Source organism: Xanthomonas cassavae CFBP 4642 (genome assembly GCF_000454545.1).
GTDB lineage: Bacteria > Pseudomonadota > Gammaproteobacteria > Xanthomonadales > Xanthomonadaceae > Xanthomonas > Xanthomonas cassavae.
Genome location: NZ_CM002139.1, coordinates 1795215 through 1810515 on the forward strand (window position 1 = coordinate 1795215; position 15301 = coordinate 1810515).

Here is a 15301-nt window from a genome sequence, read left to right on the forward strand (position 1 = left end):
TCACCATTTTTTTTGCAGCGCATCCTTGATCAGGTCGTTCTGGAACACCTGCTCGGCCAGCAACTTCTTCAGTCGCGCATTCTCGGCTTCTAGATTCTTGAGCCGCTTGGCATCGGGCACGCTCATGCCGCCGAACTTGCTGCGCCACAGGTAGTAGGAAGCCTCACTGAAGCCATGCCGACGGCACAGGTCCTTGATGGCGACGCCGGCCTCTGCTTCGCGCAGGAACCCAATGATCTGTTCTTCGGAAAAACGCTTCTTCACGTCCAATCTCCTCGGGATGGGGAATTGGACTCCAAACCAAGGTGCTACTCAAACTTGGGGGACGTCGCCTAGCGCCGCGGCTGGTCAGCCGGCGGTGGCAATATTGCCGCCCACACCGCGTGGCAGTGGCCGAAATGCGTTTTGCGCTGCATGCTTTGCACGATGGACGAACAATCGCAGGCGCAGAGAGGGATGGACCGCACGCCGCCGCGCCCGCGTGCGCCGAAACAAACGGCCCAGCGTCGCCGCCGTTGGTTGCGATGGCTGCGCTGGAGCGCTGCCGCGCTGCTTACCGTGTTGCTGGTGCTGGACCTGGGCTTCCCGCTACCGCTACCCAAATCCCGCGACACCTCCACCCTGGTGGTGGCGCGCGACGGCACGCCGTTGCGCGCGTTCGCCGACCGCAATGGTGTGTGGCGCTATCCGGCCAGCCCGGAGACGGTGTCGCCGCTGTATCTGCAGGCGTTGCTGAACTACGAGGACCGCTGGTTCTGGCGGCACCCTGGCATCAATCCATGGGGGCTGCTGCGTGCCGGCGGGCAGTGGATGGGGCAGGGCCGTATCGTCTCCGGCGGCTCCACCCTCACCATGCAGGTGGCGCGCATCCTCGACCCGCATACCCGCACGCCGTGGGGCAAGGCCAAGCAGCTGCTGCGTGCGATGCAACTGGAACTGCATCTGAGCAAGCGCGAGATCCTCACCCTCTACCTGGAGCGCGCACCGTATGGCGGCACCATCGAGGGCGTGGAAGCAGCCAGCTGGGCCTATCTCGGCAAGCCGGCCAAGGCGCTCTCGCAGGCAGAAGCAGCCTTGCTGGCGGTGTTGCCGCAATCGCCCAGCCGGTTGCGCCCGGACCGGCACCCGGAAGCGGCGCAACGTGCGCGCGACAAGGTGCTCGACCGCATGGTGGAACTGGGCGTGTGGTCGCGCGTGCAGGTGGACGATGCGCGCATCGAGCCGGTAGTCACCCGGTCGCTCAAGCCGCCGCTGCATGCGGCCTTGCTGGCGCAGCGCCTGCACAGCGCACAGCCGCGTGCAGCACGCATCGTCACCACGCTGGACGTGGAGCTGCAGCGCACGCTGGAAGAACGTGTGAGCACCTATTTTTCGCAATTGCCCGAACGTACCTCGGCAGCCTTGCTGGTGGTCGACAACGCCGCCATGGAAGCGCGCGCCTATGTCGGCTCGGCCAGCTTCGGCGACCGCAAACGGCTGGGGCATGTGGACATGGTGCAGGCCTGGCGCTCGCCTGGCTCCACGCTCAAGCCGTTTCTCTACGGCATGGCGCTGGACGATGGCCTGATCCATTCGGAAAGCCTGCTGGTGGACGCGCCGCAGAGCTTCGGCAATTACCGGCCAGGCAACTTCGATGCCGCGTTCAATGGGCCAGTGAGCGCGGCCACTGCATTGCGCCTGTCGTTGAATGTGCCGGCAGTGGATCTGCTCGATCGCATCGGCCCGGCACGCTTTGCCGCGCGGCTGTCCAATGCCGGCATTGCGCTGCACTTCCCGCGCGGCACACCGCCATCGCTGGCGTTGATCCTGGGCGGCACCGGTGCGCAGTTGCAGGAGTTGGTGGGCGCCTTTGCGGCGTTCAATCGCGGCGGCATTGCCGGGCATGTGCGCTATACGCCGGACGATGCCCAGATCAACCGCCGGCTGATGTCGCCCGGTGCCGCCTGGATCGTGCGCGAGATCCTGCAAAGCAACCCGCGCCCCGGTTATGGCAGCGGCACCTTCGACACCGCCGCGCGTCCGGGCGTGGCCTGGAAGACCGGTACCAGTTATGGCTACCGCGATGCCTGGGCGATCGGCGGCACGCGTCGCTACACGGTGGGCGTATGGGTAGGGCGGCCGGACGGCACGCCGCTGCCCGGGCAGTACGGTGCGGTGACTGCATTGCCGCTGATGTTCGAAGTCATCGATGCATTGCCGCGCAATGCTGGCGACAGCGCGCCGGTGCCGATGCCTGCGACGGTGCAGCCGGTGGAGATCTGCTGGCCGCTGGGTGGTGCGGCCGAGCAGACGCCGCCGCCGCTGTGCGCGCGCCGGGCCGAGGCCTACACGCTCGAGGGCGCGGTGCCGCCCACCTTTGCCGAACGCGATGCGCGGCTATGGCAGAGCGGCCAGCTGCGGTTCGAGGTGGACGCGGGCAGCGGCCAGCGGTTGTCGCAGGAATGCACCCAGCCGCATCAGCGGGAACCGCGTGCGTTGGCGCGCTGGCCGGCGCTGGTGTCGCCCTGGCTCAGCGCGGCCGAGCGTGCGGCCGCGCAATTGCCGCCGCTGGCCGCCGACTGCCTGCCCGATGGGCGCATGACCGGTAGCGGCGTGCTGCGCATCGACGGGCTGAGCGACCGTGCCACCCTGGCACGCGCAAACGACAGCGCCCGCCCGGTGCGGCTGCAACTGCGCGCGCTGGGCAGTGAAGCGCGCATCGATTGGCTACTGGATGGCCGCTGGATCGCCCAGACCAGCGGACGCCAGGGATTTCAGCGCGAATTTGCCGAGGTCGGCACGCATACGCTCACCGCAATGGCTAGCGACGGTGCCTGGACGCAGCTGCGCTTTCGCGTATTGCGCTGACCGCGCACGTGCTGCGCCCGGCCAGTGTGCACACACGCGTAGATACCGTCTTGCCCCTCATGTGGCAAGGGCCTTCTGCGGGTCAAACGCGGTGCCGGATTTGAGCACGCCGTAGGCCAGATGCAGCAGCTTGCGCATGGCGGCACAGACNCGAAAACGGCAAAAAACCGGGGGTTTGAGCGCCCTCAGCGCGGCGGATGTGGCGTGTTTCGTTTTCCGGCTGCGTTGATCAGACCATCCTTAGACGGAATGGACGAAGATCAACGCCGGTCCTGGTCCTGCCTTGTGATGTGAGTTCACGCCTGGGGCGGACTCTGGATACCGTGCGGACACACAAGGGCCAGCAAATGCAGATGCGGGAGCCGATCTACGATACAAGCTCGAAGCTTCAGGAGCGCATGGACTTGCCGCATCTGCTCCGATGATCAGTCGGAAGACATACCGCTGTTCGGCGGCCATGTCCAGATACAAGGAGCGCACCTGGGCGCGATGGGGCGTTACCGGGGATGCCACGTCGCGCCCGGGTGCGCTCCTACCGCCGCAGGCAACCACGCACCATCCTGCGGCACAGAAAACAGACAGGGCGCTCAAAGCGCCCTGTTTGCTCAAATCATCGAGTCGATTTCAACTTTCAACTCCAGTGTGAATGTCGATACCGATCATCGATCGCAACGCGTCGCTGCATTGCTGCATTGCAGTCACTCGGCTCACTCGCCGATCCAGCCTTCCAGCATGTCGGCGAATTCGTCGGCGTGCTCTTCTTCCTGCGCCAGGATGCTTTCCAGGATGCGCTTGGTGGTGGTGTCCTTGTCGCCGATGAAATCGATCATCTCGCGATAGCTGTCGATGGCGATGCGTTCGGCGATCAGGTTTTCCTTGACCATGTCGCGCAGGTCGCTGCCTTCCTTGTACTCGGCGTGCGAGCGCTTGGTCAGCGTATCCGGGTTGAGGTCGGGCTCGCCGCCCAGCTGCACGATGCGCTCGGCGAGCTTGTGTGCGTGTTCCTGCTCCTGCTGCGCATGTTCCAGGAACTCGCCCTTCACCGCGTCGGCAAGCATGCCCTTGGCCATGAAGTAGTGGCGGTAGTAACGCAGGGTGCACACGTATTCGGTGGCGAGCGCGGTATTGAGCAGCGCGATCACCTTCTCGCGGTCGGCGTGGTAGCTCTCGGTGATGGCACCGTCTTCGATGCTCTTGCGCGCGCGGGCGCGCAAGGTGGCGGTATCGGTGATGCCGGCGGAGGTGGTGCTGGCTGGCTGATTGGACATGGCTGGCCGTTTTCCTTCTGAGTGGACGGGGGAATCAATGGATCAATCGGGAAGGTGCTGCAGGACGTAATCGGCGGCAGACACCTTGAACTCGCCGGGCTCTTCGACGAACAAGGCCTTGACCACGCCGTCATCGGCATACAGCGCGTAACGGCGCGAGCGCAGGCCCATGCCCGACCCGCTGGCGTCGATCTCCAGGCCCAGGGCGCGCGCCAGTTCGGCGTTGCCATCGGGCAGCAGATGCAGGCCGTCGGGGACCAACTGGCTGCGCCCCCACGCCTGCATCACGAACGGGTCGTTGACGGCGGTGCACAGCACCTCGATGCCGCGTCTGCGGAACTCCTCGAAGTGCTCCACATAGCCCGGCAGGTGCTTGGCAGAACACGTGGGTGTAAACGCACCCGGTACCGCGAACAGCAACACCTTGCGGCCGGCGAACAGACTATGCGTGTCGACTGCTTCGATGCCCTCGCGCATGCGCTTGAGCACCACTTCGGGAATGCTGTCACCAACGGCGATGGTCATGGGGTAGGGCTCTCAGTGGCTGAACGAAGTCTAGAAAAGGGCAGGGGAAAAGCGCGTCAACGCGCTTGAAATCCGCAGCCCGACGCCTATCTGACGCACATGGCCGACGCAACGGTGCACGCCACCGCCGCCGGCCCCTCACCCAACCTTTTGGAGGCTTGCAATGAACATCGTTCGTTATCCCCAGTGGCCCACGCACGCCCTGCAAAACGAGATCAAGCATGTGTTCGACCGCTTCTTCGAACAGAACGGCGATACCGACGAATCGGCCGTGGTGACCGCGCAGTGGGTGCCGCGCGTGGATATCAAGGAAGAGGCCAATCACTTCGTGCTGTATGCCGACCTGCCGGGCATCGACCCGAGCCAGATCGAGGTGCAGATGGACAAGGGCATCCTGTCGATCAAGGGCGAGCGCAAGGGCGAGTCCAGTACCGAGACCGAGCGCTTCTCGCGCATCGAGCGCCGCTACGGCAGCTTCCATCGCCGCTTCGCGCTGCCCGATAGTGCCGATGCCGATGGCATCACCGCGGCTGGCCGCAACGGTGTGCTGGAGATCCGCATTCCCAAGCGTCCGGCGGCTACCCCGCGTCGTATTCAGGTCGGCAACGGGCAGGACCCGGCCGGCAATACGGTGCAGTAAGGCAGCAAAACCTGGAGCGGAGCGGCATGCTTCGCTTCCCGGCGGCAACCGCACCGTAGAATAGGTGGGGTTGCCCGCCCGGCTGCGATATGACTGGCTTGTGGCCTCGGCTGCGGGCCGTTTTTTTCAGAGGTGATTAGATGGAATTCAAGGATTACTACGCAACGCTGGGCGTGGAGCCCAGCGCAGGCGATGCGGAGATCAAGACCGCCTACCGGCGGCTGGCGCGCAAGTACCACCCCGACGTCAGCAAGGAAGCCGGCGCCGAAGACAAGTTCAAGGCCATCAACGAAGCCTACGAGGCCTTGCGCGACCCGGCCAAGCGCAAGGCCTACGATCAGCTGAAGGCGCAGGGCTATCGCCCGGGCGACGAATTCCAGGCTCCCCCAGGCTACGGCGGCGGGCAGGGCTTCGATTTCGAGGAAGTGTTCGGCAACGGCGGTGCTGGTGGCGGCTTCAGCGATTTCTTCGAGAGCCTGTTCGCCGGTCAGCGCGGTGGGCGGCCACGTGGCCCGGGTGCCGGTCCAGGCGCGGGAGCCGGCCCGCAGGCGCGTGGCGACACCCGCGCCAAGCTGGCGGTGCCGCTGGAGGCCGTGCATTCGGGCGACAGCGTGCGCATCACCATCAACGGCAAGCAGCTGGATGTGCGCGTGCCCAAGGGCGTGCAGCCCGGCCAGGTGATCCGCCTGAGCGGGCAGGGCAATGGCGGCGGCAATCTGCTGCTGGAGATCGAATATGCCGCGCACCCGCAGTTCGAGGTGGACGGGCGCAACATCCTGTACACCTTGCAGGTCATGCCCTGGCAGGCCGCACTGGGCACCACCATCAGCGTGCCGACCCTGGGCGGGTCGGTGGAGCTGAAGGTGCCGGCCGATTCGGAGGCCGGCCGCAAGCTGCGCCTGCGCGGGCGCGGGCTGCCGGGCACCACCCCGGGCGATCAGATCGTGGAACTGGAAATCCTGGCACCGGCGCCGACCGACGATGCGCAGAAGAAGGCGTATCGCAATCTCGCCAAGGCGTTTGGCGAGACGGTGTGAGGTTGCTCCGCAGTCGACGTCGATCTGCACCATCGAATCGCAGCCGCACCCTCATCCGGCGCTGCGCGCCACCGTCTCCCGATGGGAGAAGGAACCAGCTCCCGGTGGGAGAAAGAAATCGACGCCGCGCCCCGTCGATGGGCGCGTCGAATCCAGCCAAGCCATGTCCTGCGCCGTACTCCTGCAGTCGTGTACGAGGCGAGGGCAGCGCGTCACTCCATCATAGGTGGCACCACCTGGCAGGCACCAAGCCGTTACCCTGCCCACCTATCGAAAGCGCTGCCGGCGCACTACACTCGCCGCACACTAGGGGAAACACATGGCACGCATTCTGATCGTCGACGACTCGCCGTCGCAGCTGCTGGGGATTCAGCGCATCGTCGAGAAGCTGGGACACGAAACCATCACCGCCACCGATGGCGCCGCTGGCGTGGAAGCGGCCAAGGAGTCGCTGCCGGATCTGGTACTGATGGACGTGGTCATGCCCAACCTCAACGGCTTCCAGGCCACGCGCACGCTCAAGCGCGAGCCCACCACCCAGCACATCCCGGTGATCCTGGTGACCACCAAGGATCAGGACACCGACCGTATGTGGGGCATGCGCCAGGGCGCGCGCGCCTACATCACCAAGCCGTTCTCCGAAGACGAACTGCTGGAAGTGATGGAGCGCGTGTTCAACCAGAAGGACGAACCACCGGCGGCCTGATCGCTTCGGCGAGGCGATTCCCGGCGACGCGCTTCGCACGCAAGAAGAGCAGGGCCTGCTCCTGCGGGAGAGGGCAGGGTGCTGAAAAGGGGCCGAGTGATCGCCACCGCCGACCTGGCGCCTGGATTGAGCAGGCACGCCCTCGAACGCCGCCTGCGTCATGTTTCGCTGCGCACGGCCACATCAGCTCAACAGAGTGCGTCAGGCCTGCGGCCAGCGCCGCGCTTGCCTGCCCGCAACCGCCATGCTTTCACTGCCCCGGATACCTCCGTTCGCGCGCATCGCTCATCATCGCGGCGCGCACGGTTCCCACACGCAGGGTCATAGGCTTGCGCACCTTTGAGTCGACCAGTATGCGTGTCCGGCGCGCACGCTCGCCCTCAGGCACGCCAGCCCAGCGTCGGCAGGCCGGGACTGATTAGCCAGGGCGGACGCCATACCAACAGCGCGTTCCTTGCCGCCAGCCCGCAGCGCAGGGGCGCGCCTGGTCGCCCGATTCGCGCTCGCGCAGGCATGCCGCTGGTTGCTCAGTCCCGACCGGCAACCGACGCGCCTCCCGAGCCGCCCCAGCGGCTAAACCGCCGATGCACCGATCCGGGCCTTTCAAAACGGCGGGTCTGCCCCATCTAGTAGAATCAGCGAATCACACAACACGGCGGCACTGCGGGACTGGCCCGCACAGCCCCTCGATCACGGAGCGTGCATGGCCTGGAATACACCCGGCAACAAGGGCGGAGATGGTCCGGACCCCAACCGTCGCAGGTCCTGGGGGCCGCGCGGCGGCGGCAGTGGCGGGGGCTGGGGCAATCTGCCTGCGCCATTGAAGGAGCTGGTCGACGGCGGCGTGGGGCGCTGGATCCTGGTCGCGGTGGTGCTGATGGTGCTGTTCTCCAGCTTCCAGCTCATCGGCGAGCAGCAGCGTGGCGTGGTGCTGCGCTTCGGTCAGTTCTCGCGCATCCTGCAGCCTGGCCCGAATTTCAAGCTGCCCTGGCCGGTCGAGTCGGTGCGCAAGGTCAACGCCACCGAGATCAAGACCTTCAGCAACCAGGTGCCGGTGCTGACCCGCGACGAGAACATCGTCAACGTCTCGCTCAACGTGCAGTACCAGATCAGCGACCCGCGCAAGTACCTGTTCGGTTCGCGCAATGCCGACCTGGTGCTGGAGCAGGCCGCGCAAAGCGCCGTGCGTGAGCAGGTGGGTCGTTCCGACCTCAATACCGTGCTCAACAATCGCGGCCCGCTGGCCATTGCCTCCAAGGACCGTCTGCAGGCGGCACTGGATGCCTACAATACGGGTCTGTCCGTCACCGGCGTGACCCTGCCGGACGCGCGTCCGCCGGAAGAAGTGAAGCCGGCCTTCGACGAGGTCAACGGCGCCCAGCAGGTGCGCGAGCGCCTGATCAACGAGGCCCAGGCCTACGCCGCCAAGGTGGTGCCGGAGGCACGCGGCCAGGGTGCGCGCACCCGGACCGGCGCCGAAGGCTACAAGCAGGCGATGATCTCCAAAGCCGAGGGCGACGCCGATCGCTTCACGCTGTTGCAGGAGCAGTACGCCAACGCCCCTGAGGTGACGCGCAAGCGTCTGTGGCTGGAAACCGTGCAGAAGGTGCTGTCGGAGAATCGCAAGGTGATCGGCAGCGATGGCCGCCAGGTCATCTATGTGCCGCTGCCGGCCGACGCCAGCAAGTCCGCCAGCAACAGCGGCACTGCGGGCAACGGCAGCATGCCGTCGATGGTGCCGCAGGATGTGCTGTTGAATCCGTCGCAAACCAGTGGCGGCAGCGAGGGCATCCGCAACCCGGAGCGCGGCCCGCGCCCGACCGGCCGTGAGGGAACCGAATAATGAAGAATTCGCTAGTCATCGGCCTGATCGTCGCCGTGTTGCTGACCCTGATGGGCTCGGTGTTCGTGGTGCGCGAGGACCAGACCGCCATGGTGCTCAACCTGGGCCGCGTGGTGCGAGCCGACCTCAAGCCCGGCCTGCACTTCAAGATCCCGGTGGTGGAGTCGGTGCGCGTGTTCGACCGCCGCTTCCAGGTGCTGGACACCGCCCCGGCGCGCTACTTCACCGCCGAGCAGAAAGACGTCAGCGTGGACTTCTTCGCCATTGGCTACATCTCCGATGTGCGGGCGTTCTATCGCGCCACCGGTGGTGAAGAGTCGGTCGCCAATTCGCGCCTGGCCCCGATCATCACCGACTCGCTGCGCAACCAGATCAACTCGCGCACCCTGCAGCAACTGGTCTCCGGCGACCGCAGCGAATTGATCGCCAACCAGCTCAAGGGCATCAACGGCGCGATCAAGGGCTTAGGGATGCAGATCACCGACCTGCGCATCAAGCAGATCGACCTGCCGACCGACAGCCAGGTGATCACCGACGTCTACGAGCGCATGCGCGCCCAGCGCAAGCAGGAAGCCAGCAAGCTGCGCGCCGAAGGCGAGGAACAGGCCCTGACCATCCGCGCCCAGGCCGACCGCGAGTCCACCGTGATCGTGGCCGACGCCGAGCGCGATGCGCAGAAGCTGCGCGGCGAAGGCGATGCCGACGCCGCCCGCATCTACGGCCAAGCCGGTGCCAAGGATCCGTCGTTCTACGCGTTCTATCGCAGCCTGCAGGCCTATCGCGGCTCGATGACCGACGGCAACGGCGTGGTGGTGCTGGACAAGAACGACCCGTTCCTGCAGTACCTTAAGAGCGATCGTTGATCGCTCTGCGCTGAATCGACAACGCCCGCGTGATGCGGGCGTTGTCGTATGTGCCTCTCACTGCTGCGCGCCCACCGTAGGAGCGCACCCGGGCGCGACCGGCTTTACCGGGGATGCCCGTCGCGCACAGGTGCGCTCCTACGCATGGCGCGCGTCGGCCGATGGATCGGGCGCATGGCGCTTCGTGCACTGTGACGCTGATGGGGATGTCCGGAATCCGCAACTGCCTGGAGCACTTCTCCCGTCGTGTTGGCCAGACTCGACCCGGTAGGAGCGCACCCGGGCGCGAGGGGCCTTATCGGCAGACCCCGCTGATTGCCTTTGACAGTCAGTCGCCATATGGATTCCCCCTAGCGCAGAACGCGGCAACCGCCGATATCCCGCGTGGTCCAAGGCCGTCAGCATCGCGCCATGGCCAACATCGACTCCCCAGGGCATCGTGCGCTGCGCCGCGGCAGGCAGTCTTCGCCCAACAGCGTTTACCTGCTGACCACCACGACATGGCAGCATCGCGCCGTGTTCGCAGATTTTCTGCTTGCAGCAATCGCCTGCCGGGCATTCACCGCAGCAACGCCTTGCGATGCCAGGCTGCTGGCCTGGGTGTTGATGCCGGATCATGCACATTGGCTGTTGCAACTGGGGAGCGTCACCTCGTTGGCCGACGCCGTGTCCCGCATGAAAGCGTGCGCAGCGCGTTCGGTGAACGATCAGCGGCAGCATCACGCACCGGTCTGGAGCCGTAGCTACCACGACCACGCGTTGCGCAAAGACGATGACCTGCACGCAGCCGCGCGTTACCTCATCGCCAATCCGCTCCGGGCCGGGCTGGTCACCCACATCGGTGATTATCCGTTCTGGGACGCTATCTGGCTCTGAGCGTCGAGCCGCGAGCAGAACTACTGCGTGCCCACCGTTTGCCGCGCTCGGCCGCGTGGGAGCGCACCTGGGTGCGACTGGCGTTACCGGGAATGCCTGTCGCGCCCGGGTGCGCTCCTTCGACCCATTGGGATTGTCGCTACGGTGATCTTCCAGGCTAGGGGCCCTAGAGGCCGGCAGCGCTCGGAGCACCGCGCAACCGACGGCCAGCCGCAATCTGACCCGCGCCCGGTCCGCCGTCCGCCAGGGGTAGTGCACGTCACCGGAAACCCGGATAATGCACAAAAGCCGGCCGGGCAAGCTCACACAGGGCACCTCGTTCGGCTTTTTCCGTGTCAGGGCTTCACGCGCCGCTGCAACGCTCCCCGATGGAGCCGCGCGTCAGGCGGCGCCGCCAGCCGTGAACCGGTCCCATCCCGCGGCCCCGATGGCCGCAGCAAAACTCAGGAGTTCACCCGTCATGGGTCAGTCAGTTGTCGTGCTCGGTGCCCAGTGGGGCGATGAAGGCAAAGGCAAGATCGTCGATCTGCTTACCGAAGAGATCGGTGCGGTGGTCCGCTTCCAGGGTGGCCACAATGCCGGCCACACGCTCGTCATCAACGGCAAGAAGACCGTCTTGCATCTGATTCCGTCCGGCATCCTGCGCGACGACGCGCTGTGCCTGATCGGCAATGGCGTGGTGATCTCCCCGGCCGCGCTGATCAAGGAAATCAGCGAGCTGGAAGGTGCCGGCGTGGAAGTGCGCTCGCGCCTGAAGATCTCCCCGGCCGCGCCGTTGATCATGCCGTACCACATCGCCCTGGATCAGGCCCGCGAGAAGGCCGCCGGCGGCAAGGCCATCGGCACCACCGGCCGCGGTATCGGCCCGGCGTACGAAGACAAGGTCGCCCGCCGCGGTATCCGCATCGCCGACCTGCATTACCCGCCGCAGCTGGAAGAGCTGCTGCGCACCGCGCTGGATTACCACAACTTCGTGCTGACCAAGTACCTGGGCGTGGAAGCGGTGGACTTCCAGAAGACCTTCGACGAAGCGCTGGCCTTCGGCGACTACGTGCAGCCGATGAAGTCGGACGTGGCCGGCATCCTGCACGATCTGCGCAAGCAGGGTAAGCGCGTGCTGTTCGAAGGCGCGCAGGGCGCGCTGCTGGACATCGACCACGGCACCTATCCGTACGTCACCAGCTCCAACACCACCGTGGGCGGCGCACTGGCCGGCACCGGCGTGGGCGCCGATGCGATCGACTACGTGCTGGGCATCGCCAAGGCCTACGCCACGCGCGTGGGTGGCGGCCCGTTCCCGACCGAGCTGGACGATGAAGTGGGCCAGGGCATCCGCGACCGCGGTGCCGAGTACGGCGCCTCCACCGGCCGCCCGCGCCGCTGCGGCTGGATGGACATCGTCGCGCTCAAGCGTGCGGTGGCCATCAACGGCATCTCCGGGCTGTGCATCACCAAGCTCGACGTGCTCGACGGCATGGAAAAGCTCAAGGTCTGCATCGCCTACGAATACCGCGGCAAGCGTACCGAATACGCCCCGCTGGACGCGCAGGGCTGGGAAGAGTGCACCCCGGTGTACCTGGAGTTCCCGGGCTGGACCGAAAACACCCACGGCATCACCGAGTGGGACAAGCTGCCGGTGGCCGCGCGTGCCTACCTGCGCGCGCTGGAAGAACTGGCCGGCTGCCCGATCTCGATCGTCTCCACCGGCCCGGATCGTGACCACACGATGGTGCTGCAGGATCCGTTCGCCTGATCGGCTGACGCCAGACGTGGCATCGTCCAACGGCCCGGCTTGTCCGGGCCGTTGGCATTTGAGGATTGCTGAGATTTGCCATGACTTCCGGCGGTGCCTGCGCGCACTGTTCCGGCGGATCATCCGCGGCCTGGCGCCACTTGCCTGCCCACTTCGCCCACATCGAGAATTTCCCATGCGTCTTCCCCTGGTGACCGCCATCGCACTGGCCCTGGTCGGTACAAGTCCGGCCGCCTCCGTGCTCGCCGCCACGGCCGCGCCGCCGAGCGCCGCCGCCTCGTCCATCACCACCCAGTTGCCGCGTACGGCCAAGCCCACGCATTACGCGGTGGAGATCACGCCGCATGCCGACAAGATGACGTTCGACGGCAAGGTCGCCATCGACATCAGCGTGCTGCAGGCCACCGACCGCATCGTGTTGCAGGCGGCCAACCTGAGCCTGGCGCGCGGCACGCTCACGCAAAAAGGCGGCAAGCCGCAAGCTGCCAAGGTCAGCACCGATGCCGAGGCGCAAACCGCCACGTTCGCGTTCGACAAGCCGCTGGCAGTGGGCGAGTACGTGCTGTCCATCGACTACAGCGGCGTGATCAACACGCAGGCCAACGGCTTGTTCGCGCTGGATTACACCACCGCGCAAGGTGCGCGCCGTGCGTTGTTCACCCAGTTCGAAAACTCCGATGCGCGCCGCTTCATTCCTTCCTGGGACGAGCCCAACTTCAAGGCCACCTTCGACCTGGCGATCAATGCGCCGGCCGGGCAGATGGCGGTGAGCAACATGCCGGTGGCCTCGTCCAAGCCGGGCGCAAACGGGCGCACCCGCATCGCGTTCCAGACCTCGCCCAAGATGTCCACGTACCTGCTGTTCGTCAGCGTGGGCGATTTCGAGCGTGCCACCGTCACCGCCGACAACGGCACCGAGATCGGCGTCATCGCGCAGAAGGGCAAGGTCGACCAGGCGCAGTTCGCGCTGGAATCCGGCCGCGACGTGCTGCACGAATACAACGCCTATTTCGGCATCCCGTACCCGCTGCCCAAGCTGGACAACATCGCCGCGCCCGGGCGCAGCCAGTTCTTCAGCGCCATGGAAAACTGGGGCGCGATCTTCACTTTCGAATACTCGTTGTTGCTGGATCCGGCGGTGGCCAACATCGACACCAAGCAAGGCGTGTTCACCGTCGCCGCGCATGAGATCGCGCACCAGTGGTTCGGCAACCTGGTGACCATGGCGTGGTGGGACGACCTGTGGCTCAACGAAGGTTTCGCCAACTGGATGGAAGCGCGCACCACGGCAAAACTGCATCCGGAATGGGATATCGATAAGACCGGCCCGGCGCTGAAGAGCCGCGCGGCGATGCGGCGCGATGCGTATGCGACCACCCACCCGGTGGTGCAGCACGTGGCCACCGTGGAGCAGGCCAGCCAGGCCTTCGACGCCATCACCTACCAGAAGGGTGAGGCGGTGATTGCCATGCTGGAAGACTACGTCGGCTCCGATCGCTGGCGCACCGGCGTGCGCAGCTACATCAAGCAGCACCAGTACGGCAACGCGGTGACCGACCAGTTGTGGCAGCAGATCGATGCGGTGGCCCCGGGCAAGCAATTCACCCAGGTGGCGCACGACTTCACCCTGCAGCCGGGCGTGCCGTTGATCAAGGCCAGCAGCCGTTGCGTCGGCGGCCAGACCGCGGTGACGCTGGAGCAGGGCGAGTTCACTCTGGACCGCCCCGACAAGCAGCCGTTGCGCTGGCATGTGCCGGTGGTCCTGCGCAGCGGCAATGGCGCGCCGGTGCGCGTGCTGGTAGACGGCACCGCCCAGGTGCAGGTGCCCGGCTGCGACGCACCGGTGGTGGTCAATGCCGGGCAAAAGGGCTACTTCCGCACCTGGTATGCGCCCGCGCAGTTCAAGGCGCTGACCGACAGGTTTGGACTGCTGCCGGTGGTGGACCAGGTAGGCGTGTTGAACGACACCAACGCACTGGCCGGTGCCGGCGTGCAGGCGCAGGCCGACGTGCTGGATCTCACCGCCCAGGTGGCGGCAGGGGCATCGCCCGATGTCTGGGACATGGTGGCCAGCATCTATGGCGATGTGGACGGCAGCTTCGAGCGTGATCCGGCTGCGCGCGCCACGTGGCGTGCCTATGCCGTGCCGCGGCTGTCGGCCGAATTCGCAACGCTGGGCTGGGACAAGCGCGATGGCGATTCGGCGCAGATCCAGCAGTTGCGTACCCGCCTGATCGCCACCCTCAGCGACATGGGCGATGCGGCTGTGATCGCCGAGGCGCGCCGGCGCTTTGCCGCCTTTCAGGCCAACCCCGCCTCGCTGTCGCCGGAGCTGCGCGACAGCGTGCTGGGCGCGGTTGCGCACAATGCCGACGCCGCCACCTGGGACGCCTTGCATGCCTTGGCCAGGCAGGAAACCTCGTCGATGGTGCGCGACACCTATTACGACTTCCTCTCCATGCCCAACAACGAGGCACTGGCCAGGCGCGCGCTGGAACTGGCGTTGACAGCCGAGCCGGGCGCCACCACCGGTGCGAGCATGATCGACCGGGTCGCTTCCCGGCACCCGGAGCTTGCCTTCGACTTCGCGGTGGCGCATCGCACGCAGGTGGACACCCTGGTGGACTCCACCTCGCGTGCCCGCTACTACCCCGGCCTGGGCATGGGCTCGGCCGAGCTTGCCACCGCCGACCGGATCAAGGCCTATGCCGAGCAGTACATCGCACCCACCTCGCGGCAGGCCGCAGACAACGCCATCAACACGATCCAGACGCGGGTGAAGCTGCGGGCGGCCTCGCTGCCGCAGATCAAGGCATGGTTGAAAGCGCGCAAGCGCTGAGCGTTGCGGTCATCGCAGCACAGGATAAAGCCCGGCCTTGCCGGGCTTTTTCTTTGCCGCGCCGGCAGTCACCTAGAGGTGGGAGCGAGGTTGCCGAGCAGCGT

11 protein-coding genes and 1 pseudogene (1 of these 12 running past the window's edge) are annotated in these 15301 nt (G+C 66.1%); 9 read left to right on the plus strand and 3 right to left on the minus strand.

Translation table 11 applies throughout. From position 1 onward, the window contains the following. Nucleotides 1-264, minus strand: a pseudogene (locus XCSCFBP4642_RS26675) (integrase core domain-containing protein); it reaches 262 nt to the left of the window's first position. 192 nt (nt 265-456) lie between these two features. On the opposite strand from XCSCFBP4642_RS26675, the gene pbpC reads away from it, so the two are divergent. Next, nucleotides 457-2847 carry a penicillin-binding protein 1C gene (pbpC, locus tag XCSCFBP4642_RS0108065; protein WP_167331406.1) on the plus strand — a complete coding sequence of 797 codons (2391 nt, stop codon included), beginning with the start codon at nt 457-459 and terminating at the stop codon, nt 2845-2847. A 707-nt stretch (nt 2848-3554) separates the two neighbouring features. On the opposite strand, the gene XCSCFBP4642_RS0108075 is transcribed toward pbpC, so the two are convergent. Together XCSCFBP4642_RS0108075 and XCSCFBP4642_RS0108080 are read right to left on the minus strand one after the other, a co-directional pair. Further along, on the minus strand, nt 3555-4115 hold the full coding sequence (locus tag XCSCFBP4642_RS0108075) for a ferritin-like domain-containing protein (protein ID WP_029219340.1): 561 nt from the start codon (nt 4113-4115) through the stop codon (nt 3555-3557). 42 nt (nt 4116-4157) lie between these two features. Continuing rightward, complete coding sequence (locus XCSCFBP4642_RS0108080) at nt 4158-4640, minus strand: peroxiredoxin (protein WP_029219341.1); 483 nt, start codon at nt 4638-4640, stop codon at nt 4158-4160. 163 nt (nt 4641-4803) lie between these two features. On the opposite strand from XCSCFBP4642_RS0108080, the gene XCSCFBP4642_RS0108085 reads away from it, so the two are divergent. The 8 genes from XCSCFBP4642_RS0108085 (at nt 4804) to XCSCFBP4642_RS0108120 (ending at nt 15197) form a co-directional block, all read left to right on the plus strand. Continuing rightward, nucleotides 4804-5280 (plus strand): Hsp20/alpha crystallin family protein, encoded by a 477-nt coding sequence (locus XCSCFBP4642_RS0108085; RefSeq protein WP_029219342.1) that lies wholly within the window; start codon nt 4804-4806, stop codon nt 5278-5280. Between the two features lie 140 nt (nt 5281-5420). Then, entirely contained in the window at nt 5421-6317 is an 897-nt protein-coding gene (locus XCSCFBP4642_RS0108090) for a DnaJ C-terminal domain-containing protein (RefSeq protein WP_029219343.1), read from the plus strand. Nucleotides 6318-6636: 319 nt separating this feature from the next. After that, nucleotides 6637-7023 carry a twitching motility response regulator PilH gene (pilH, locus tag XCSCFBP4642_RS0108095; RefSeq protein WP_029219344.1) on the plus strand — a complete coding sequence of 129 codons (387 nt, stop codon included), beginning with the start codon at nt 6637-6639 and terminating at the stop codon, nt 7021-7023. Between the two features lie 703 nt (nt 7024-7726). Next, nucleotides 7727-8866 carry an FtsH protease activity modulator HflK gene (gene hflK, locus XCSCFBP4642_RS0108100; protein ID WP_029219345.1) on the plus strand — a complete coding sequence of 380 codons (1140 nt, stop codon included), beginning with the start codon at nt 7727-7729 and terminating at the stop codon, nt 8864-8866. After that, nucleotides 8866-9729 (plus strand): protease modulator HflC, encoded by an 864-nt coding sequence (gene hflC / locus XCSCFBP4642_RS0108105; RefSeq protein ID WP_029219346.1) that lies wholly within the window; start codon nt 8866-8868, stop codon nt 9727-9729. The genes hflK and hflC overlap by 1 nt, the downstream gene beginning before the upstream one ends. A gap of 411 nt (nt 9730-10140) precedes the next feature. Beyond that, on the plus strand, nt 10141-10605 hold the full coding sequence (locus XCSCFBP4642_RS0108110; RefSeq protein ID WP_029219347.1) for an REP-associated tyrosine transposase: 465 nt from the start codon (nt 10141-10143) through the stop codon (nt 10603-10605). A gap of 460 nt (nt 10606-11065) precedes the next feature. Further along, nucleotides 11066-12358, plus strand: coding sequence for an adenylosuccinate synthase (locus XCSCFBP4642_RS0108115; protein ID WP_024938603.1), 1293 nt, complete (start codon nt 11066-11068; stop codon nt 12356-12358). Nucleotides 12359-12533: 175 nt separating this feature from the next. Continuing rightward, nucleotides 12534-15197 carry a M1 family metallopeptidase gene (locus tag XCSCFBP4642_RS0108120; protein ID WP_029219348.1) on the plus strand — a complete coding sequence of 888 codons (2664 nt, stop codon included), beginning with the start codon at nt 12534-12536 and terminating at the stop codon, nt 15195-15197. Nucleotides 15198-15301: the final 104 nt, after the last annotated feature.